Source organism: Micromonospora sp. WMMD723 (genome assembly GCF_049863385.1).
Classification (GTDB): Bacteria; Actinomycetota; Actinomycetes; order Mycobacteriales; family Micromonosporaceae; genus Micromonospora; species Micromonospora wenchangensis.
The window spans coordinates 6,480,768-6,500,346 of record NZ_JBMKNR010000001.1; the positions used below are offsets into that span (position 1 = coordinate 6,480,768).

Consider the following 19,579-nt stretch of genomic DNA (forward strand, 5'->3'; position numbering starts at 1 on the left):
CTCAGAGGATGAAGCTGAGTCGGGCGCCGGGGTCCATCGACTCCATCACCGGGACGGCCCGGCGCAGCCGGAACCGCAGCCCGTCCGGGTCGACCTTGAGCACGTGCTCGTAGCGGCCCACGTAGGTGTAGGCGCCGTTGTCGCGGTACCGGTGGATGATGAAGTTGGCGCTGATCCAGACGGTCTCCGCGCCGGCCTCCAGCAGCAGCACGTTGGAGACCATCCGGTGGGTCCGCGAGTGCGGGTTCTCGGCGTGCGCCTTGCGGCTCTTGAGCCGCTTGACCCGGGCCTGGATCAGCTCGTAGTCGTCGGCCACGAAGTACCCGGCGGTGGTGGCGTCCCAGCCGGCCCAGTCGGTGGTGGGGACCTCCAGCCGGCCACCCGGCTCGATGAGGGTGAGCCACTCGTCGAGCCGCCACTCGTCGAGCAGTTGCGCCTCCCGGTAGAGGAACTCCTCCACCTCGGCCCGGGTCACCTCGCGCGATGCCACACTGACCACTCCCCCACGGCTGCCTGCCGTCGTCGACGCGCTCACTTGCCCGCACCCCCCGTGGCGGGTCCGGCGGCGGGCGTACCGGCCGGCGGGTCGCCGGCCACGCTGGTGCCCGCCCCGACCACCTCGGCCCAGCGCCGCCAGAAGCTGCGCATCGCGCCCTCGTCGATCGAGCGGCCCTGGTTGCCCTGCTTCTCGTTGGCCATGCCCCGCGACATGTCGCTCCAGTCGTGGGCGGGGTCGACCGAGTCGGCGGTCGCGGTGATGCCGCGCTGCACCGCCTCGTACGCCTCGATGTCGTCGGGGGTGGCCAGGCCGCCCGGCCCGACGAAGCTGACCATCGTCTTGATCCGCAGCGCGCGGACCGACTCCGGCTCGCCGACCTCGACGAACTGCCACGCCCGCACGTCGGTGCGGTCGGCGGCGACCGGTTCGAGCTGCCGGATGGTCAGCGCCTCCAGGTCGAACAGCAGCAGGTTGGGGAAGACGAACAGGATGCGGCTGGCGTCGGCCACCTCGGCGGCGAGTTCGGGGCCGAGGCGGGCCTCCAGCTCGCGGCGCTTGGCGACGGTGCGGGCCTTCTCCTCGTCGCCGAAGCGGGGTTCCCAGACCATCCCGATCCGGCCGTTGTGCCCGGTGAGCACGAGCAGCCCGTGGCCGCCGCCGAGGTCGTAGGCGTACTGGTCGTCGTCGGTGACGGCGAAGCCGGTCTCCCGCAGGTAGCCGACGAAGGTGTTGTGGGTGGGGGCGAAGTGGTAGCCGTCCATCGCGTTCTCGACGGCGAGCTTCCAGTTGCCCTTCACGCTGTAGAGCTGCACGCCCGGCAGGGTGGTCATGCCGTGCTCGCCGATCTTCGCGGTCAGCGACATGTAGTGCGCGGCCGGCCCGAGGTGGGTCAGCAGGTCGGGGACGTCCTGGTCGAAGGCGACGAAGACGAACCCCTCGTGGATCTGGAGCCGGGGCACCTGGCGCAGGGCCATCGACGCCCGGAAGGCCGGGTCGTCGGGGTACGCGTCGTCGCCGGGCAGCGCGGCCAGTTCGCCGGAGTTGCTGAACGCCCAGGCGTGGTAGAAGCACTGGAAGAACTTCGTGTTGCCCTCGCTGTGCCGGCACAGCACGGTGCCCCGGTGGGTGCAGGCGTTGAAGAACGCCCGCACCTGGCCCCCGGCGTCCCGGCAGAAGATCAGCGGTCGACCGCCGAGGGTGCGGGTCTTGAAGTCACCCGCCTTCGGGATCTCGGTCTCGTGGCCGAGATAGAGCCAGGTGTGATTCCAGATCCGGTCGATCTCGGCCCGGAACACCTCGGGGTCGCGGTACGCCGAGCGGTGCACCCGGAACCGCAGCGCCTCCCAGTCCTCGTCGATCATCGCGCCGTCACCGGTGGCACCGAGCGGACGTACCGGCGTCTGCTGCGCCATCACCTCACCGCCTTCTACGTCATGCGAGACAGCATCTCGCTACACGATGCTGCTACTCGGCCATGGCAACTGTCAAGAGCAGGGCAGACTCCGGCACCGGGTTACTCGCTGTTAATACGAACGCAACACGCAACGGTTGCTTCGCCGGTCACGATCCCCTGCATCCGACGTGGCCCGGCCGATCCGCCCGACCCCGATCGCCGGCTCTCGGACGCGGCCCGCGCATCCCGTCGCCGGCCGCCGGCCCCCGCACCGGGCCGCGCCGTCCCGTCGCACCGCCAGCCGGTGTCACCCCTTCCGGAGGATGTCATGCTCCAGCCGCACGATGGCCCGATCGGTGGAACCCACTACCTGCCGAGCACCCCCGACACCTGCCTGTGGGGCCGGTTGCCCGACCGGCGGCACGAACCCGTGCTCCGGGTCGGCTCCGGCGAGACCGTGACCATCGACACGCTCAGCCACGAGGGCATCCTGGAGGACCAGGGCCGCGACCCGGTCGGCTTCCTCAAGCAGTTCGACGTTCCCAGCGACCAGGTGCTCACCGACGCCCGGGACCTGGCCGCCTCCGACGTGGCCCACGACTACGACGCCGACGGCCCGCACGTGGTCACCGGCCCGATCGCGGTGGCCGGGGCCGAACCCGGCGACCTGCTCCGGATCGAGGTGCTCGACCTGCTGGTCCGCGCCCCGTACGGCTTCATCAGCAGCCGGCACGGCTACGGCGCGCTGCCCGGGGAGTACCCGCTCACCCCCACCGACACCGGCCCGGACGGCGACGGTCCCCGGGAGTACGGCACCGTCAGCCACTTCACCGAGGTGATCCACCACGGCGGCCGGCTGTTCGGCACCCTGCCGTACGGCGACGGCCGGGCGGCCCGCTTCCCGCTCGCCCCCTTCCTGGGGTTGATGGGCGTCGCCGTGGACACCGACGAGCCGGTCCACTCGGTGCCGCCCGGCGCGTTCGGCGGCAACCTCGACATCAACGAGTTGCAGGTCGGCTCGGCTCTCTACCTGCCGGTACAACTGCCCGGGGCGGGCTTCTACGCCGGTGACCCGCACTACGCCCAGGGCGACGGCGAGGTGGCGCTGACCGCCCTGGAGGCACCGCTGCGGGCCACCCTGCGGCTGTCGGTGATCCCCCGGGCACAGGCCGGTGGCCTGCTCGGGGCCGTCGACGGGCCGTTCGGCGAGACCGCCACCCACTGGCTGCCGGTCGGCCTGCACAGCGACCTCGACGAGGCGATGCGCCGGGCCGTCCGGGCCGCCGTCGACTTCCTCGTCCGCACCCAGGGCATGCCCCCGCATACCGCGCTGGCCTACCTGAGCGCCGCCGCCGACTTCGAGGTGAGCCAGGTCGTCGACGGGGTGAAGGGCATCCACTGTCTGATCCGCAAGGCCGACTTCCCCGCCCACTTCTGACCGACGACGCGTCCCGGCCCGGGGCGGTGTGCCGCGCGGGCCGGGGCGGGCGGCAGCCGGGCGGCGCACCGACGCGCGCAGGGGTCGCCGCCACGCCGCTGCCCCCGACCGGGACGGGCCGGGGGCAGCGGGCGCAGCCGGCCGGAGCCGGGCCGCGCCGTCGCCGACAGGCAGCAGGCGACGGGCGGCAGGTTGGCACGCTGCGGCGGCAGCCGGACCGGGCGGGGACGCGCCGGCCGGCGTGGCAGGGCGGGGTTCAGGCGGCCGTGGGCACCTCGACGCGACGGGGTGCGGCCTCCATCGCCCCGGGCCGGGTGACCGTCACCGCTGCCGCCCGGCTCGCCCACCGGGCCGCCTCGTCGATCGCCGCGCCATCGAGCAGCGCGTCGGCCAGCGCGGCGCAGAAGGTGTCCCCGGCGCCTGTCGCGTCGACCGCGTCGACCCGCTCCGCCGGGATCAGCCACTGCCGGTCGGTGGTCACCACCAGCGCGCCGTCACCGCCGAGGGTCACCACCACCGGCCCCCGGGTGCCCAGCGACCGGGCCATCGCGGCCAGCCCCTCCACCCCGGCGTCCGTCGGCGGCGCACCGGCCAGGGCGGCCAGCTCACCCCGGTTGGGCACCAGCACGTCGACCCGGGCCAGGGTCGCCGGGTCGACCGGGCGGGCCGGTGCCGGGTTGAGCACCACCAGCCCCTCGGCCAGCCGGACCGCCTCGGCCACCACCGCCGCGTCGACCTCCTGTTGCAGCAGCACCGCCCGCGCCGACCCGAGCAGGTCACGCAGCGGGCCGAGATGCTCGGCGGCGAGCCACATGTTCGCCCCCGAGCTGACCGCGATGGTGCTGTCGCCGTCGGCGGTGACCAGCACGATCGCCTGCCCGGTGGGCCGGGGGGCGCGCAGCACCGCCTCGGTGGCCACCCCCTCGGCGGCGATGAGCCCGAGCAGCCAGTCGCCGTCGGCGTCGATGCCGACCGCGCCGACCATCGCCACCCGGCGACCCAGCCGGGCGGCGGCGACGGCCTGGTTGGCGCCCTTGCCGCCGCCGGCCCGCCGGTGGTCGGCCGCGCCGAGCACGGTCTGCCCGGGGGCGGGCAGCTCGTGCAGCGGCACCACCACGTCCACGTTGAGGCTGCCCACCACCACGATGTCGGTCATCGCCGGTCAGCCCTGCCCGGGGCGCCAGGCGTGCGGCAGGAAGTCCGCCCGGGGCGGGGCGAAGACGTCCACGTTGATGCACGGGCCCTCGGTCGGTTCGATGTAGTGCTCCGCGCCGCGCGGCACCAGCAGCATCGAGCCCGGCCCCATCGGGTGCGGCACGCCGTCGACGTAGTAGTTGCACCGGCCGCCGAGGATCAGCACCAGCTGGTCGAAGTCGTCGTGGTGGTGCGGGTTGAGGTCCATCCCGACAGCCAGTTCGTGCCAGGCGAAGAGGACCTCGTCGGTGGCGTACACCTTGCGGCGCACCCCGGGCCGGACGTCGGTGGCCGGGATGTCGTCCCAGTTGACCGAGGTGCGGTAGAGCTGCGGGTTGAGCATGTGAACGCGTCCCTTCTCGGGCGGGTCAGAGGGGTGCGGCGAGCCGACGCAGGCCGGTGCCGAGCAGGTGCAGGTCCGAGCCGACGACGAGGTAGCGCGCGTCGGTCAGGCCACAGCGGTCCAGCGCCGCGGCGGACCGCTCGGGCACCCAGCCGCCGAGGTGGGTCCCGGTCGTGCGGGCCGCGGCGGCGATGTCCCCGGTGCGCCGCAACAGCGGCCCCGGGTCGTCGGTGGTCGAAAGGCCCAGGCTCACCGCCAGGTCGGTGGTCCCGACGAAGCCCACATCCACCCCGGCCAGCAGGGCGGGCAGCGGGTCGTCGGTGGTCGCCGTCTCGATCTGGGCCACCAGTACGGGCGGGTGCCCGGCCTCGGCCGCGAGGTACCGGTCCAGGCCGTCGCCGCCGTACCCGGCCGACGGGTGCGCCAGGCTGATGCTGCGCCGCCCGTGCGGGGCGTACCGGCTGGCCGAGCGCAGCGCCTCGACGTCGGCCCGGCGGCGCACGGTCGACAACTGGATCCCGACGGCCCCGGCCTCCAGCAGCCGGTTGACCTGGCCGGGGTCGACGGCCGGCACCCGCACCAGCGCCGGCAGGCCGGCCAGGGCGGCGAGCCGGAGCTGGTCGGTGGCGGTCCGCTCGTCCAGGCCGGAGTGCTCCAGGTCGATCACGACGAAGTCGAGTCCCGAGCGGGCGGCCAGGGCGATCACGTCGGCCCCGGGGAGCTTGACGAAGGTGCCGGCGAGCTGCCCACCGGCGCGCAGCGCCGCCCGCAGCCGGGCGCGGTGGCCGTGCACCCCGGCCGGCGGGGTCGGCCCGACGGACGTCGGCGGGGCCTGCCCGACGGAGGTCGACGGGGTCGGCTGCGCCGGCCCCGGCTCGCCGGACACCGGCCCGACGGCGGACATCAGGGCCTCACGCCCCGGTGGCGGGCAGCCCGCGCCACGGCACGGTCGGCACCTGCTCGCCGCCGAGCAGCACCACGGCCGGGTCCAGCCGGGGTGCGGTGATCGTGTTGCCGGCGGCGTCGGGCAGCACCGCCTCCTCGGCCTCGGCCAGCACGGTGACGTGCGCCGGGCCGCCCTCGACCAGGGTGCCGTAGCCCTCGGCGTCCAGACCGGTCAGCCGGGCCGGCGCGGTCGTCACCCGGGGCACGAGCTGCTCCAGGGTCATCCCCATCGCCCGCAGCTTGGCCATGCTGGTGACCAGGTCGAACACCGGGCCGCGCCAGTTGCGGGCGCTGGTGTCGGAGGTGACCACGTCGGGCAGGAAGCCCTGCTCGATCGCCGGGCGCGCGACGGCGAAGCTGAGGTTGCTCTTGCCGTGGGCGGATTCGAACAGCACCCCGCGCTCGCGGGCGGCGTGGACCTCGGGCAGCACGGCGCCGTCGTTGAGGATGCCGTACGGCTTGCCGGTGTAGCAGTGCGCCACCACGTCGCCGGGGCGCAGCAGCGGCAGGATCACCGGCAGCGGCTCCGGCGTCTCCCCGATGTGGATCATCAGCGGCAGACCGGCCTCGCCGGCGAGGGCCAGGGAACGCTTGAGCAGCGGACGCCAGTCCAGCCCGACGACGTCCTCGGAGAGCCGGATCTTGAAGCCGCGGACCCGGTGCGGGTTCGCCTCGGCCACCGCCAGGGCGTCCTCGGGGACCAGCGTGCCGGGGTTGATCAGCTCACCGAACCGGAAGTCGATCAGGCCGAGGACCGAGACGTTGAGGAAGTTCACCAGCCGCATCCGGGCCGGCGCGGCGACGTACTTCTCGAACGCGGCGAAGGTGGACGCGCCGACGGTGCCGGCGTCGCAGGCGGCGACGACGCCCCGGTGCAGGTGCGCCTCGTCCGGCGGCGCGCCGACCTTGGAGACCTCGGCGAAGATGTGGGTGTGCGCCTCGACCAGGCCGGGCAGCACGTACTGCCCGGCGCAGTCGATCACCCGGTCGGCGGCGGCGGCGAGGTCGGGCGCGATCCGGGCCACCCGGTCGCCGGTCACCGCGACGTCGGCGACCCGGCTTGCTCCGGTCTGACCGTCGAACACCTGGCCACCGGCCAGCACCAGGTCGTACCGCTCGGAATTCTCACTCATGACATCGGGCTCTCTGTGCGAAGCGAGTGGGTCGACGCGTCGACGGCGGCCGGCGCGGGGTGGTCCGGGCTCTCGGCACGGAACCGGGTACGCAGGGGCAGCACCCCGGCGACGGTGACCTCCACCTGGTCGCCGGGGCTCAGGAAGCAACCCCGGTCCTGGCCGGTGCCGGTCGGGGTGCCGGTGAGCACCACGTCGCCCGGCTCCAGCACCACGTACCGGGTGATCCAGGCGAGCAGGTCGGGCACCGGGAAGATCAGGTCGGCGGTGCTGGCCTGCTGGCGCAGCTCGCCGTTGACGGTGGTGCGGACGCCGATGGCGTCGCGGTCGGCGACCGCGCCCAGGCCGAGCACGGAGGCGCCCAGGGCACCGAACCCGGGGAAGCTCTTGGCCAGGGTGGGGTTGCCCGTGGCGGCCATCACGTCCCGGGCGGTCAGGTCGTTGGCGGCCGTGACGGCGGCCAGGTGCGCCCAGACCCGCTCGGCCGGGGTGTGGTGCATCCGCGCGCCGACGACCAGGGCGACCTCGCCCTCGTAGTCGGGCTGGCTGCTCACCGAGCCGGGCAGCGGCACGGTGTCCCCCGGGCCGGAGCCGGCGCTTGGCGACTTCAGGTAGAGCACCGGCTGGGTGGGCAGGGCCCGGCCGGTGGTCCGGGCCTTGCAGTGGTAGTTCAGCCCGACGCCCCACACCGCGCGGGTGCTCGCCATCGGTGGGCGCAGGTCGCCGACGAGGGTCTCCAGCGGCAGCCGGCGGCGGACCCGGGCCTCGGTGGCGGGGGCGAGCCCCCGGCCGGCGCGCAGCAGGGCGGGCACGTCCGGGGCGGGCAGGTCGAGCAGTTCGACGTCGTCGCCGGTGATCCGGCCCAGCCCGTACCGGGTGACGACGAGGTGCGCGTCGGTGGGCGCGGGGGCGGTCATGCGGCGTCCGAGGAGTGGCCGGGGACGGTGCCGAGCGCCGGGTTGACCAGCGGGGCCAGGTTGTTGACGGCGGCGGCGGCCTCACCGAAGCCGACCGAGATCAGCCGTACCTTGCCGTCGTAGTCGGTGATGTCACCGGCGGCGAAGACCCGGGGCAGGTTGGTGCGCATCGACCGGTCCACGGCGACGTAGCGGCGGCGCATCTCCAGCCCCCAGCGTTCCATCGCGCTCAGGTCGGCGATGAAACCGAGCGCGGCGACCACCGCCTGGGCGGGCAGGGTCTGCCGGCCCTCGCCGCGCACCTCGGTCAGGTGTACGGCCTCGACGTGCTGTTCCCCGTCGATCCCGCTGACCTCGTACGGGGTGAGCACCCGCACGGTCGACTCGTGCAGCTGGGTGACGCTGCGTTCGTGGGCGCGGAACTGCGGGCGGCGGTGCACCAGGGTGACGCTGCTGGCGTACGGCTCCAGGGCCAGCGCCCAGTCGACGGCGGAGTCGCCGCCGCCGACCACCACGACCTCCTGCCCGGCGAGTTCCTCCAGCCGGGGGACGAAGTAGCGCAGGCCCCGGCCGAGGTGGTCGCTGCCGACGGGCAGTTCGCGGGGGGTGAAGGTGCCGATGCCGGCGGTCAGCAGCACGGCCGCCGCCCGGACCTGGGTGCCGGTGTCGGTGCCGATCAGCACGTGGTCCTCGGCGCAGGTCAGCTCGGTCGCGCTCTGCCCGAGCAGGAACGTCGGCTTGGCGGTGGCGGCCTGGGTGAGCAGGGCGTCGACGAGTTCCTGACCCCGCACGGCGGGCAGCCCGGCGATGTCGTAGATCGCCTTCTCGGGGTAGAGGGCGGCGATCTGCCCACCGGCCTCCGGCAGCGAGTCGATCACCGCCACGCTCATCCCCCGGAAACCGGCGTAGTAGGTGGCGTAGAGGCCGGCCGGGCCGGCGCCGATGATCGCGAGATCGACCTCGTGCCGCTCGGCCATCAGCTGGCGCTTTCCGCGATGGCCGGGTGGTCGTGGCCGACCCGGCCGATCTTGCGGGCGCCGCCCGGGGTGCCGATCTCGGTGAAGAACTCCGCGTTGATCGGGCCGAACCGGGCGCGGTCGGCGGGGAGGTCGTCGAGGTGGAAGATCGAGGTGACCGGGCAGACCGGCTCGCAGCGCCCGCAGTCGACGCACTCGTCGGGGTTGATGTACATCATCCGGTCGCCCTCGTAGATGCAGTCCACCGGGCATTCCTCGACGCAGGACCGATCCTGTACGTCCACACATTCGTCGGTGACCACGTAGGTCATCGGTCCTCCTGCGGTTTGGTCGGCCGGCCGCATCCGCGCCGCAGCGGCAGGTCCGGGCGCACTGGCCGATCCGGGGTGCCGGGCCCGTTCCGCGACGTCGCCGGATGCGGGGCGATGTCGTTTGGTGTCAGGCCACGCTAGAGACCCGGCCCAGAGTATGTCAACATACGAGACGTCATCTTGAATGAAGTCACGCTGGCGAGAGGGAGCGGATGGACGACGAGGTACCGGCGCCCCTGCGCCACGCCGCCGCGCGGGCGGTCGACGAGGCCACCCTGGTCGACGCCCTGGCCGCGCTCACCGCCCAGCCCAGCCCGTACGGTCGGGAGCGGGCCACCGCGCACCGGGTCGCCGACTGGGCCACCGGTCGCTGGCCGGAGCTGCCCTGGCGGGTCGACCCGCTGGAGCGCACGGCGACCACGCCCGACAGCGCCAACCTGGTCGGCGGCTCCGACCTGGGCGACCGCCCCGAACTGCTGATCTACTCGCACCTGGACACCTCACTGACCGGCGGAACCGACTTCGACGCCCCGATCACCGGCCGGCACTCCCCCGCCCCCGCGCTGGAACTGTCCGGCCCCGGCGGCGAGGTGGTCAGCGGCTTCGGCCTGTCGGTGGCGCGGGCGGCGGCAGCCGCCGCCCTGGTCGGCTACGCCGCCGCCGCCGAGGCCCTGCGGGCCGCCGACCGACCGCACCGGCTGACCCTGCTGCTCGCCGCCACCGGCACCCACCGCGACGACCCCACCGCCGGGCCGCAGGACGGCGTCGCGCCGGCCCCCACCACCGGCGGGGTCCTGCACCACCTGCGCGGGCGGCCCCGACCGGCCGCCGCGATCGTGGCCAAGACCAGCCCGCCGGGCATCCTCACCGCCGAACCGGGAGCGATGTTCCTGCGGGTACGGCTGTCCAGCGGCTTCCACCCCGCACTGTTCCGGGAGACCGCCACACCCCCCGGCGGGCTGCTCGCCCACCTCGGCGTGGTCGTCGAGGCGCTGGAGGAGTTCCGCCGGGCCCATCTGGCCCGGCGGGCCGACCCGGACGCCCTGGTCGGGGCGGAACTGGGCCTCGGGGCGGTCCGCGCCGGCCAGCCCGGCAAGCCCGACCTGCTGCCCGGGGTGGTCGACCTGCACCTCTACCTGACCACGGTGCCCGGCGACGACCCGACGCAGATCACCGACGCGCTGCGGGCCACCCTGACCCGGCGGCTGCGTGACACCCCGCTGGCCGACTGCGGGCTGGCGGTGGCCGGCCATCCGGCGCACCCGGCCGCGGCCACCCCGCCCACCGCGCCGATCTGCCGGCACGCCGACGCCGCCTGGCTCGCCGCGTACGGCCGGCCGCCGGTGCCGCTGCGCGGGTGGACCGGGTCGACCGACGGGGTGGTGCTGCGCGCCCGGGGGGTGCCCACCGTACGCCTGGGCCCGCCGGCGTTACCGCCCGATCCGGCCGACCCGCGACGGGACCGGTACGCCCTGTCGGAACTGGTGCGTTTCGCCCGGTTGTACGCGGACATCGCGCTGCGCCACCAGCAGGCATCGACAGGCTGACGTGTCATATGCCATGATACTGTCTCACTCTGCGCACAAAGGAATCCAGATGGCGGACGATGCCCCTTCGCCGGTCAAGAGCGCTGACCCCAGCTCACCGGCGATCCAGACCGTGCAGCGCGCGGCGGTCATCCTCAACGCGTTCACGGCGGCACGTCCGCGCCTGAGCCTCAACGAACTCACCGCCAGCCTCGGCACCAGCAAGGCCACCGCGCACCGCTACACCAAGGCGCTGCGGGAGAGCAACCTGCTGCGCTACGACGAGCGGGAGGGACTCTACTCCCTCGGCCCGCAGATCCTGACCCTCTCCGCCGCCGCCCGCGCGGCGATGCCGGTGATCAGCATCGCCGGCCCGCGCATGCAGCAGCTCGTCCGCGAGATCGACGAGACGGTGGTGCTCAGCGTCTGGGACGGCGACACCGCCGTGGTGGTCCGCGCCGACGACAACACCGACCGGGTGATCCGGGTCAGCGTGCGGACCGGCTCCCGGCTGTCGCGCACCGAATCCGCCCAGGGTCGGGTGTTCTGCGCGTTCCTCCCCGAGGCCGACGTCCCGGGGCTGGCCGCCGAGATCGCCGCCTCCGCAGAGCTGCGCCGGGAGGTCGAGAAGATCCGGCGGACCGGCATCTCGGCCAACACGCCCTCGGCCAACGGGGTCCGCAGCATCGCCGCGCCGATCTTCCGGGGCAGCACCCTGATCGCCGCGATGGCCATCGTCGGCACCACGACCTCGGTCCCCGAGGGCACCGACAGCCCGCTCGCCATCGCCCTGCAACGCGTCGCCGCCCTGGTCACCGCCGAGCTGGGCAGCGGCGGCAACGGCCACCACCCGCACCTCAACGGCAACGGTCACCACTGACGGCGGGCCGCCGGGGCGTCAGCCCGCGCCGAGCGCCTCGGACAACTCCCGGGCCACCAACCGCAGGCTGTCCGCCGCGGCGGCCTCCACCGCGCCGGACAGCGCCGTGCTGGTGCCCAGCACGGCCAGGGCGGCCACCACCTGGGTCCGCTCGAACACCGGCGCGGCCAGCACGCGTACCCCGAAATCCTCCGGGGAGTTGACCGCGAAACCGTCCCGGCGGACCTGCTCGACGACGGCCCGCAGGCCCGCCGACAGCCGCAACTGGCGGGCCACCGCGGGCGCCTCGGCGGCCGACAGGTAGGCGCAGAAGACCCGGCCCTGCGCCGAGCGGAGCAGATCCAACGGCGAACCGGTGCGCACACTGAGCCGCACGTCACCGCTGGTGTTGTCCATGCAGCGGACCACCGTCGGCGCCTCACCGTTCCAGACACTGAGCACCGAGGTCTGGTTGGTCAGCCGGGTGAGCCGGTCCAGGTGCGGCTCGGCGGCGGTGACGATGGGCAGCGCCGCGCGGGCGGCGGCCTCCATCGCCAGCACCTGCGGACCCAGCGTGTAGGTGGCGGTGGCCGTGTCGAAGCGCAGCAGGTTGGCCGCGCGCAGCGCGCGGGCGTACCGGTGCGCGGTGGCCCGGCTGATGGCCAGGTCGGCGGTCAGCTCGGCCAGGGTGAGCCGGGGCCGCTCCACGGAGAACGCCTGGAGGATGGTGGCGGCCCGCTGCACGGTCTGGATCGCCGGCGCGTCACCTGCCGACTCGTCGACTCCGCCCGTCACCGCGCCACCTCGCACTCGCCGTCCGCCGAAAGGCGAACTCTACCGAGCACGGGCCGGATCCGGCGACACGGACACCACCGCACGCCGGATCCGGAAGCCGGCTACGCCGGGCCGCCCGCCCCCGAACCGGGGACGGGCGGCGGTTCGGGTGCTCCCGCGAGCTGACGGTGGACCTCGCCGCTGTCCCAGTAGTCGACCCGGTGGGCGATCAGGCCGTCGGCGTCGACCCGGAACCGGAACACGCCACGGATGCGCACCGGGGCCCGGCCGGCCGAGGCCAGCCGGAACGACATCCGGTACGCCACCGCCGCCCGGTCGGCGTCGGCGAGCAGTTCCTCCACCTCGTAACGCAGGTCGACGAACTCGGCCAGGAAGCCGTCGAGCCGGGCCCGGTAGCGGGCCCGGCCGACCACCGTCCGGCCGAGGGCGGCGGTGTGCTCGTTGACGAAGTCGACGCTCACGCAGCCGGCCACGGCATCGGCGTCGTGGGCGTTCAGCGCCGCCAGGTACCGCTGCACGGCGGCGCGGGTGGACGCTGCGGTCAGCTCCCCCACCGACGCCGCACGGTGTCGAAGACCTGCTGGTCGTGGGAGATCTCGATGACGTTGCCGTCGGGGTCCTTCAGCGCGCAGATGTAGCCGACCGGCGGCGGCATCTGACGCGGCTCCCAGTGCAGGCAACCCAGCTCACGGGCCCGCCCGGCGATCTCGTCGACGTCCGACCGCTGCGGCACCTCGATGCCGATGTGCGCGAACGGGTGCAGCAGGCCGAGCTGGCCGCCCTTGTCCTTGTTGAAGGAGACGAGCACCAGCACGAACGGGGTCTCGACCTGCTTGTCGTTGGAGAGCCAGACGCTCTCGCCGTCGGCGTCGGCGAACCGCTCCACGACCACCAGCGGGGTGAGCGTGGTGTAGAACGAGATCGCCTTGTCGAGGTCGCCGGTAGGCAACGCCACATGCGTCCATCGGGCTTGGGTCAGGCCGGTCGCCACTGTTACCTCCACCGTACCGAAATGTCCATCGCTATCGCGTTCACCAGCCTATTCACTGTTCGGCGGCCGGGTCGATGTGCCGGGGACACAAAGCCGGCACGCCGGGTTCGACGCGCCGGGACGGTGCCGGCGGCCGGCCCGCGTGCCAGCGTGGGGGACACATCGCGTACGGGAGGACGATCGGATCATGCAGTACCGCAGACTGGGCGGGACCGGCGTCGAGGTGAGCACCCTCTGCCTGGGCACCATGATGTTCGGCGCCTGGGGCAACACCGACGAGCAGGAGTGCCACCGGATCGTCGCCGAGGCGCTCGACGCCGGGATCAACCTGGTCGACACCGCCGACGTGTACGCCCACGGCGAGTCCGAGGAGATCCTCGGCCGGGCGCTGCGCGGCCGGCGCGACGACGTCGTGCTGGCCACCAAGTTCCACGAGCCGATGGGGGACGACCGCAACCGCCGGGGCAACTCCCGCCGCTGGATCAGGCAGGCGGTCGAGGGCAGCCTGCGCCGGCTGGGCACCGACTGGATCGACCTCTACCAGGTGCACCGCCCCGACCCGCTCACCGACGTCGACGAGACCCTCGGCGCGCTGACCGACCTGGTCCGGGAGGGCAAGGTCCGGATGATCGGCACCTCGGCGTTCCCCGCCGAGCAGATCGTCGAGGCACAGTGGGTGGCCGAACGCCGGCAGCGGGAACGCTTCACCACCGAACAGCTCGGCTACTCGGTCCTGACCCGGGGCGTCGAGGCCGCCGCCCTGCCCACCAGCGCCCGGTACCGGCTCGGCGTGCTGGTGTTCAGCCCGCTCAACGGCGGCTGGCTGACCGGCAAGTACCGGTCGACTGCCGTACCGGCGGACTCCCGCGCCGGGCGCAACGGCGACCACTTCGACTTCCGCGACGCCGCCGCCCGGGACCGCAAGCTCGCCCTGGTCGACGGGCTGGCCACCCTCGCCGACGAGAGCGGCCTGACGCTGATCGACCTGGCGCTCGGCTTCGTGCTGAGCCACCCGGCGGTCACCAGCGCCATCATCGGCCCGCGTACCCTCGCCCAGTTGCGCAGCCAACTACCCGCCGGGGAGCCGGCCGGGCTGCCGGCCGACGTGCTCGACCGGATCGACGAGCTGGTCCGGCCGGGCCACGACGTCAACCCGGCCGACGCCGGCTACCGGCTGCCCGCCCTGACCGACCCCACCCTCCGCCGCCGCCCCTGAGGTCGACCGTCGGCGGCCGTCGTTGGCGCTCGTTGGCGCTGTTGTGCCGGTGTGGCGGTATCGGAGCGCTCTGATACCGCCACACCGGCACAACAGCGCCTAATGGTGGCGCGGTCGTGGTCAGGTCACCCGGAGGGTGGCGGCGAGGTGGATGATCGTGGCGGGGGCGTACGGGTCGCGGACCAGCCGGGCGAGGAGCGCGCGGGCCGCGGGCCGCAGGCGTACCTCGCAGGGAGCGGTACGCTCGGCCGCGACCAGGACCCGGCAGGCGTTGCCCGGATCACCGGCGTCCAGGTAGGCGCGGGCGGCGTCGAGCAGGTGCCCGGCGCGGTGTTCCGCGGATAGCCACCGCCAGCCGTCGCGGGCGGTGGTCCTCTCGTGCCAGGCCACCGCTTCTCCCGCCTCGCCCAGGTCGAGGGCGGCGGTGACCCGGGCCAGATCCACCGCCACCGCTCCGAACCCGGTCCGGTGGTGGTCGTGGCCGTCGCCGACCTGGGCGGCCATGTCGGCGGCCTCGTCGAGCAACGCAGCCGTGGCGCGGTCGTCGCCGTCGCGGGCGGCGGCCAACGCCGCCTGCACGACGAGCGTCCCGCACAGCGACAACTCCGGGGCGGACGCAGCGCCGGGGTCGGGCGGGGCGATCCGGTACGCGGCGGCCAGCGCCGTCGACCGGGCCACCCGTGCCCGCCCCGACGCCCGCAACACCTGACTGAGCTGCACGGTCGCGGCGGCAACCGGCATCACCTCACCGACTGCGGCGGTCATCGCCCGATCGGCGGCCAACCACGCCAGATCCACCTCACCGAGCTTGACCAGCAGCGCTGCGGCAAGCCGGTACACCTCCACCAGCACCGGCCGGCCCCCGACCGGATCACCGGCACGGGCACGCTGCGCGCCACCCACCAACCCCGGGAGCATCCCGGTCACCTGCGGATAGCGGGCATGCTGGAAGGCCACCCACGCGTGGGCGACGTCCCGCCCCAGACGATCCGCCGGCACGACCCGGCCCGGCGCTGACGGCCTTCCCACCACGACGTCGTACGTCGACAGGGCTTCCCGGATCTGCGCGACCCCCTCGACCGGACCGGACACGTCCGCTGCCTGGAGGTCCCGGCCGAGCAGCACACCCGGGTCGATGCGCAGGACAGCGGCGATGTCCTGGAGCGTGGACACCTTGTCCAGCGTCCGGACACCCCGCTCGACCTTGTCCACCCAACTCTTCGACTTACCCAACCGATCGGCGAACACCTGCTGCGACAACCCACGCCGCCCCCGCCAGTGCGCCACCCGCCGACCGACCGGCAACAACTCACCGCCCGCCACGACGCCACCGCCGATCCGGCACCGCCCGCGTCGTCTCCTCCACCGGAATCCGCTCCGCCTCAGCCTGCGCGAGCAACCGCCGCCGCGCCGCCTCCCGCTCGACCGCCTGAATCCGCTCACCCCGGCTCTCACCCGGATCACGTTCTTCGTCGCCCACCTACGTCCCCTTCGCAAGGACGCGACGGCGTACCGAGAGGCCACCACCGCCGCGCACGGGTCACAGGGACGGTTCCGCCCCCGTGCCGGGAGACGTGGCGAGCAGGCGAAGCCGCACCACCCACCACATCCCGTGCCGGAGAAGCTACGCAAGGTCACGATGGGGAACGGGTAGGGTTCCTACCCTCGGTCTACGGGACGAGTCCGACCTTCACCGCGAGGTCACGGGCCTCGTCTCGGGTGGACCGTGGACCATCGAGCAGGTCCAGGGTGATCTGGCGGGCGTACCCGTTGAAGCGGATCGTCTCCGGCGCTGACTCGTAAGCCTGCCGGAGCGTCACCACGGTCGTCTCCCTGTCGGCCTTCCCGTAGTACGCCCGGGCGACCTCGATCAGGTGCCGCGCCCGGCGTGGCCTCGACGGAATCGCCGCCGCCTCATGTCGGCGCGCCTGCCGCACCGCCTCACCGGATTTCTGCAACTCCACGGCCACGGTCACCGCATGAGCGCCCATGACGACCCGGGAGAACGACGTCTGCGGCTGGTAATAACCCTCGGGCAGGCGCTGCGCCACCCGGTCCGCCCGATCCCAGTGCCGCCACGCCCGGCCTTCCTCTCCCGCCCGAGCGGCGGTGTACGCGGCCTCGAAGTTCAGCGCTCCCCACAGGGCCAGCAGACCAGTTCCTCCCTCGGCTACCCGCGATTCCAGAGCCGACATGACGTCCAGCGTCACCACCATCGCGGTATCCCAATCGCCGGTATCGCGGTGCACCTGCCCCAGGAACCATCCCGCACGGGCGATCGCCTCGGAGTCACCCGACTCCTGTGCCGCCACCATCGCCCGATCCGCGACCCGCCAGATCAGCTCCGCAGCCGGCTGGTAGGCGAGGAACATCTGCACCAGTCCGAGCGTCTCGGCCAACAACGCCTGTGCCTGTCGCCGTTGCGCCCCTTCGCACACCAGAGCGGCGTGCTGCACATCCCGCAGCAGCCCAGGCAGCAACGCACCCAGCACCGTCCGGTGATCGGATGCCTGATGACGCGCCCGCCACGCCGCCGCGAGCCGGTCCCGCAGGCTGGACAACGACTCAGCCGGGGCGTCCGGGAGGACCACGAAGCGGTTCACCGCGTCCCGCACCGACGCCAGCGCCGGATGCTCGGGACCGTTGACAACCGCTGACCGGTTGCCCAATTCGCCAGCGAGGACAGAGACGTCGATCTTGAGGGCACGAGCGATCCGATCCAGCATGTGAATGCGCGGCGGCAGGATGCGATCGGTCTCCACCGCCTTGACCCACTCGGCGCTCCGGCCGACCAGCCCACCGAGTACCGCGCGGGTTTTTCCGGAGCGCTCCCGGTAGACCTTCAACCGCTGCCCGAACGTCAACTCCGGCAAGGAATCCACCCTGACCTCCTCGTCAGTGCAGGATGCACCGCCGACCAACCGGCCGCCGTCACGCCAACGCTACCGACCATCCCGCCACCGCATAACCCCTTGTTCCACGCCGAGACGTCGCCCGCCGGCCTTCGGGTAACAGCTCGGATCGATCCAATTTCGCCGATGTTGGGGGGTCGAAGTCACTTTGATACCGCCACATCGGCGAAATTGCGGAAAGCGTCGACGGGGCGTCCCCGCGACCCGGCGGAAAGCGTCGACGGGGCGTCCCCGCGACCCGGCGGAAAGCGTCGACGGGGCGGTCAGATCCAGCCCTGTTCCCAGGCGATCGCGGCGGCGTCGGTGCGGGAACCGACGTTCAGTTTCGCCATCGCGGCCGAGATGTGGTTGCGGACGGTGCCGTGGGCGAGGCCGAGCTGCCGCGCGATGTGCTTGGTGGGCAGGCCGTCGCGGGTCAGCCGCAGCACGTCGATCTCGCGCGGCGTCAACGGGCTCTCCTGCTCGGTGAGCGCCGACGCGGCCAGGCGCGCGTCGACGTAGCGTTCGCCGGCGGCCACCGACCGGATGATCCTGGCCAGCTCCGATGCCGGGGTGGACTTCGGCACGAAGCCGTGCACCCCGGCGTTCAGCGCCCGCTTCAGGGTGCCCGGCCGGGCGTGCCGGGTGACGATGACCACCTGCGTCGCGACGAGCCGCAGCAGCCGGCGGGCGGCGTCGACCCCGTCGAGTCCGGGCATTTCGAGGTCGAGCAGGGTCAGGTCGGGTCGGTGGGCGACGGCGGCGGCGACGGCGGCCTCGCCGTCGGCGACGTCCGCGACGACCTCGATGTCGACCTCCAGGGAGAGCAGCGCCACGAGCGCGCCCCGGATGAGTTCCTCGTCGTCGGCGATCACGATCCGGATCACCGGCCGGTCCCCCGTCGTCTTCCCGGCGCGGTGGGCTCCGGTGGGGCAGGCCCTGCGGCGTCCGGCGCGGGGATGCGGACGACCAGCACGAACGTGTCCCCCTCGCGGGTGGTCTCGACAGTTCCGCGCTGGGCCGCGACGCGGTCGGCGAGGCCGGCCAGGCCCGTGCCGTCACCGCGCGGCACCCCGGCGGCGTCGTTGGTGACGGTCAGCCGGTACTCCACCGCGTCGGCCCCGGGGTGCGCGGGGTCGGGGGTGCCGACGCGGACGAGTTCGATGGTGGCCTCGGTCGCCCTGCTGTGCCGCAGCACGTTCGTCACCGCCTCCCTGATCGCGACGGCGAACACCGCGCCGAGAGCGACGGGCAGGTCCGGCGTGTCGATGCGTGCCGTGCAGCGGATGCCGGCGGACCGCAGCACCGCCGCCGCGTTGCGCGCCTCCGTCGCCACGGTGACGGTGCGGTAGTCGTTCACCACGGCGCGGGTGTCGTCGAGGGCCACCCGCGCGATCCGGCGGATCTCGGCGATCTCCCGACCGGCCCGCCCGGGCTGGCCGGTCAGCAGGCGCTCCGCCAGTTCACTCTTCAACGCGATCACCTGGAGGTGGTGGCCCTGGATGTCGTGCAGGTCGGCGGCGAACCGGAGCCGCTCCCGCGCCACCGCCAGGTCGGAGGCGAGCCGGCGGGCGTGTTCCAGCCGCAGCACCACCTGCTGCACCCAGACCGCGCTCAGCGGCAGCAGCGTGAACACCGCGACGGTGCCGAGCACGATGGCGTCGGCTGCCGCGTCGGGCGGCGGCCCGACGCGCGACGGGGCCAGCACGCCGACCAGGCCGCCGAAACCGATCACGGCCCAGGAGCCGAGGATCACCGTCGCCCGCCACCGGCCCCGGACCAGACAACTGAGCACCCCGCCCGCCATCGCCAGGGTGAACGCCCACCCCCAGCCGGCGAACGGCGGCACGACGGCCAGCACCCACACCGCGCCGGACAGTGCCAGCAGCACCAGGACGAGCGGATGGCCGGGCGGCACCTCGTCGGGGCCCCGCAGCAGCAGGGGAATCGCGGCGAGCCCGGCCAGGACGGCGGCGGTCGTCGCGACCAGCAGGACGACCGTCCGGGGGCCGCTTGCCACCCCCACGCCGAGCAGCACCTGCACGACGCCACCGATCAGCATGCCCAGCCCCAGCGAGAGCACCGTGAACAGGCGCATCGCCCGCAGGTCGGCGGCCACTCGCGGCGCACCCTGCCAGGTGTCCGTCACCG

At 73.7% G+C, this 19,579-nt stretch carries 21 protein-coding genes; 4 read left to right on the top strand and 17 right to left on the bottom strand.

The annotated features are described in order from the left end of the window. Nucleotide 1 precedes the first annotated feature (1 nt). Together ACN261_RS28060 and ACN261_RS28065 are read right to left on the bottom strand one after the other, a co-directional pair. The gene (locus ACN261_RS28060; protein WP_158224284.1) at nucleotides 2–490 is read right to left on the bottom strand and encodes an aromatic-ring-hydroxylating dioxygenase subunit beta; all 489 of its coding nucleotides are present in this window, start codon (nucleotides 488–490) and stop codon (nucleotides 2–4) included. 41 nt (nucleotides 491–531) lie between these two features. After that, the gene (locus tag ACN261_RS28065) at nucleotides 532–1,911 is read right to left on the bottom strand and encodes an aromatic ring-hydroxylating oxygenase subunit alpha (protein WP_425853026.1); all 1,380 of its coding nucleotides are present in this window, start codon (nucleotides 1,909–1,911) and stop codon (nucleotides 532–534) included. 309 nt (nucleotides 1,912–2,220) lie between these two features. Between ACN261_RS28065 and ACN261_RS28070 the strand changes: the two genes are divergently transcribed. Then, entirely contained in the window at nucleotides 2,221–3,330 is a 1,110-nt protein-coding gene (locus ACN261_RS28070; protein WP_425853029.1) for an acetamidase/formamidase family protein, read from the top strand. A 256-nt stretch (nucleotides 3,331–3,586) separates the two neighbouring features. On the opposite strand, the gene ACN261_RS28075 is transcribed toward ACN261_RS28070, so the two are convergent. From ACN261_RS28075 to fdxA, 7 genes are read right to left on the bottom strand one after another with little or no spacing between them, the layout of a single operon-like run. Next, nucleotides 3,587–4,486 carry a ribokinase gene (locus ACN261_RS28075; protein ID WP_421482660.1) on the bottom strand — a complete coding sequence of 300 codons (900 nt, stop codon included), beginning with the start codon at nucleotides 4,484–4,486 and terminating at the stop codon, nucleotides 3,587–3,589. A 6-nt stretch (nucleotides 4,487–4,492) separates the two neighbouring features. Then, the gene (locus ACN261_RS28080) at nucleotides 4,493–4,867 is read right to left on the bottom strand and encodes a cupin domain-containing protein (protein ID WP_088647236.1); all 375 of its coding nucleotides are present in this window, start codon (nucleotides 4,865–4,867) and stop codon (nucleotides 4,493–4,495) included. Nucleotides 4,868–4,892: 25 nt separating this feature from the next. Beyond that, complete coding sequence (locus ACN261_RS28085; protein WP_425853032.1) at nucleotides 4,893–5,771, bottom strand: aldolase/citrate lyase family protein; 879 nt, start codon at nucleotides 5,769–5,771, stop codon at nucleotides 4,893–4,895. A 7-nt stretch (nucleotides 5,772–5,778) separates the two neighbouring features. Continuing rightward, complete coding sequence (locus ACN261_RS28090; protein ID WP_421482663.1) at nucleotides 5,779–6,945, bottom strand: hypothetical protein; 1,167 nt, start codon at nucleotides 6,943–6,945, stop codon at nucleotides 5,779–5,781. Further along, nucleotides 6,942–7,862: a fumarylacetoacetate hydrolase family protein gene (locus tag ACN261_RS28095; RefSeq protein ID WP_421482664.1), complete on the bottom strand. Its 921-nt coding sequence runs from the start codon at nucleotides 7,860–7,862 to the stop codon at nucleotides 6,942–6,944. Before ACN261_RS28095 ends, ACN261_RS28090 begins: the two co-directional genes overlap by 4 nt. Next, the gene (locus tag ACN261_RS28100; RefSeq protein WP_421482665.1) at nucleotides 7,859–8,839 is read right to left on the bottom strand and encodes an NAD(P)/FAD-dependent oxidoreductase; all 981 of its coding nucleotides are present in this window, start codon (nucleotides 8,837–8,839) and stop codon (nucleotides 7,859–7,861) included. The genes ACN261_RS28095 and ACN261_RS28100 overlap by 4 nt, the downstream gene beginning before the upstream one ends. Then, nucleotides 8,839–9,150 (bottom strand): ferredoxin, encoded by a 312-nt coding sequence (gene fdxA, locus ACN261_RS28105; RefSeq protein WP_088647241.1) that lies wholly within the window; start codon nucleotides 9,148–9,150, stop codon nucleotides 8,839–8,841. Before fdxA ends, ACN261_RS28100 begins: the two co-directional genes overlap by 1 nt. 212 nt (nucleotides 9,151–9,362) lie before the next feature. On the opposite strand from fdxA, the gene ACN261_RS28110 reads away from it, so the two are divergent. Together ACN261_RS28110 and ACN261_RS28115 are read left to right on the top strand one after the other, a co-directional pair. Next, nucleotides 9,363–10,697, top strand: a complete 1,335-nt coding sequence (locus tag ACN261_RS28110; RefSeq protein ID WP_425853035.1) for a hypothetical protein — start codon at nucleotides 9,363–9,365, stop codon at nucleotides 10,695–10,697. A 49-nt stretch (nucleotides 10,698–10,746) separates the two neighbouring features. Next, nucleotides 10,747–11,556, top strand: a complete 810-nt coding sequence (locus ACN261_RS28115; protein WP_421482667.1) for an IclR family transcriptional regulator — start codon at nucleotides 10,747–10,749, stop codon at nucleotides 11,554–11,556. Between the two features lie 18 nt (nucleotides 11,557–11,574). Here the strand turns inward: ACN261_RS28115 and ACN261_RS28120 are convergent, their stop codons facing one another. The 3 genes from ACN261_RS28120 to ACN261_RS28130 form a co-directional block, all read right to left on the bottom strand. Then, nucleotides 11,575–12,330: an IclR family transcriptional regulator gene (locus ACN261_RS28120; RefSeq protein ID WP_158224267.1), complete on the bottom strand. Its 756-nt coding sequence runs from the start codon at nucleotides 12,328–12,330 to the stop codon at nucleotides 11,575–11,577. Between the two features lie 101 nt (nucleotides 12,331–12,431). Then, the gene (locus ACN261_RS28125) at nucleotides 12,432–12,884 is read right to left on the bottom strand and encodes a nuclear transport factor 2 family protein (RefSeq protein WP_245855058.1); all 453 of its coding nucleotides are present in this window, start codon (nucleotides 12,882–12,884) and stop codon (nucleotides 12,432–12,434) included. After that, on the bottom strand, nucleotides 12,872–13,333 hold the full coding sequence (locus ACN261_RS28130) for a VOC family protein (RefSeq protein ID WP_067315529.1): 462 nt from the start codon (nucleotides 13,331–13,333) through the stop codon (nucleotides 12,872–12,874). Before ACN261_RS28130 ends, ACN261_RS28125 begins: the two co-directional genes overlap by 13 nt. A 175-nt stretch (nucleotides 13,334–13,508) precedes the next feature. Between ACN261_RS28130 and ACN261_RS28135 the strand changes: the two genes are divergently transcribed. After that, on the top strand, nucleotides 13,509–14,537 hold the full coding sequence (locus tag ACN261_RS28135) for an aldo/keto reductase (protein ID WP_421482668.1): 1,029 nt from the start codon (nucleotides 13,509–13,511) through the stop codon (nucleotides 14,535–14,537). Between the two features lie 120 nt (nucleotides 14,538–14,657). On the opposite strand, the gene ACN261_RS28140 is transcribed toward ACN261_RS28135, so the two are convergent. The 5 genes from ACN261_RS28140 to ACN261_RS28160 form a co-directional block, all read right to left on the bottom strand. Beyond that, nucleotides 14,658–15,860, bottom strand: a complete 1,203-nt coding sequence (locus ACN261_RS28140; RefSeq protein WP_425853038.1) for a helix-turn-helix domain-containing protein — start codon at nucleotides 15,858–15,860, stop codon at nucleotides 14,658–14,660. Beyond that, nucleotides 15,847–16,017, bottom strand: a complete 171-nt coding sequence (locus ACN261_RS28145) for a hypothetical protein (protein WP_232378610.1) — start codon at nucleotides 16,015–16,017, stop codon at nucleotides 15,847–15,849. Before ACN261_RS28145 ends, ACN261_RS28140 begins: the two co-directional genes overlap by 14 nt. Before the next feature lie 190 nt (nucleotides 16,018–16,207). Further along, nucleotides 16,208–17,419, bottom strand: coding sequence for a helix-turn-helix domain-containing protein (locus ACN261_RS28150; protein ID WP_421482672.1), 1,212 nt, complete (start codon nucleotides 17,417–17,419; stop codon nucleotides 16,208–16,210). 293 nt (nucleotides 17,420–17,712) lie between these two features. Beyond that, nucleotides 17,713–18,315: a response regulator transcription factor gene (locus ACN261_RS28155; protein ID WP_425853041.1), complete on the bottom strand. Its 603-nt coding sequence runs from the start codon at nucleotides 18,313–18,315 to the stop codon at nucleotides 17,713–17,715. Then, nucleotides 18,312–19,577, bottom strand: a complete 1,266-nt coding sequence (locus tag ACN261_RS28160; RefSeq protein ID WP_425853043.1) for a sensor histidine kinase — start codon at nucleotides 19,575–19,577, stop codon at nucleotides 18,312–18,314. Before ACN261_RS28160 ends, ACN261_RS28155 begins: the two co-directional genes overlap by 4 nt. Nucleotides 19,578–19,579: the final 2 nt, after the last annotated feature.

Excerpts from the sequence above, each read along its gene's own strand:
- ACN261_RS28065 (WP_425853026.1), bottom strand. The coding sequence starts at position 1,911 with ATGGCGCAGCAGACGCCGGTACGTCCGCTCGGTGCCACCGGTGACGGC.
- ACN261_RS28070 (WP_425853029.1), top strand. The coding sequence starts at position 2,221 with ATGCTCCAGCCGCACGATGGCCCGATCGGTGGAACCCACTACCTGCCG.
- ACN261_RS28075 (WP_421482660.1), bottom strand. The coding sequence starts at position 4,486 with ATGACCGACATCGTGGTGGTGGGCAGCCTCAACGTGGACGTGGTGGTG.
- ACN261_RS28080 (WP_088647236.1), bottom strand. The coding sequence starts at position 4,867 with ATGCTCAACCCGCAGCTCTACCGCACCTCGGTCAACTGGGACGACATC.
- ACN261_RS28085 (WP_425853032.1), bottom strand. The coding sequence starts at position 5,771 with ATGTCCGCCGTCGGGCCGGTGTCCGGCGAGCCGGGGCCGGCGCAGCCG.
- ACN261_RS28090 (WP_421482663.1), bottom strand. The coding sequence starts at position 6,945 with ATGAGTGAGAATTCCGAGCGGTACGACCTGGTGCTGGCCGGTGGCCAG.
- ACN261_RS28095 (WP_421482664.1), bottom strand. The coding sequence starts at position 7,862 with ATGACCGCCCCCGCGCCCACCGACGCGCACCTCGTCGTCACCCGGTAC.
- ACN261_RS28100 (WP_421482665.1), bottom strand. The coding sequence starts at position 8,839 with ATGGCCGAGCGGCACGAGGTCGATCTCGCGATCATCGGCGCCGGCCCG.
- fdxA (WP_088647241.1), bottom strand. The coding sequence starts at position 9,150 with ATGACCTACGTGGTCACCGACGAATGTGTGGACGTACAGGATCGGTCC.
- ACN261_RS28110 (WP_425853035.1), top strand. The coding sequence starts at position 9,363 with ATGGACGACGAGGTACCGGCGCCCCTGCGCCACGCCGCCGCGCGGGCG.
- ACN261_RS28115 (WP_421482667.1), top strand. The coding sequence starts at position 10,747 with ATGGCGGACGATGCCCCTTCGCCGGTCAAGAGCGCTGACCCCAGCTCA.
- ACN261_RS28135 (WP_421482668.1), top strand. The coding sequence starts at position 13,509 with ATGCAGTACCGCAGACTGGGCGGGACCGGCGTCGAGGTGAGCACCCTC.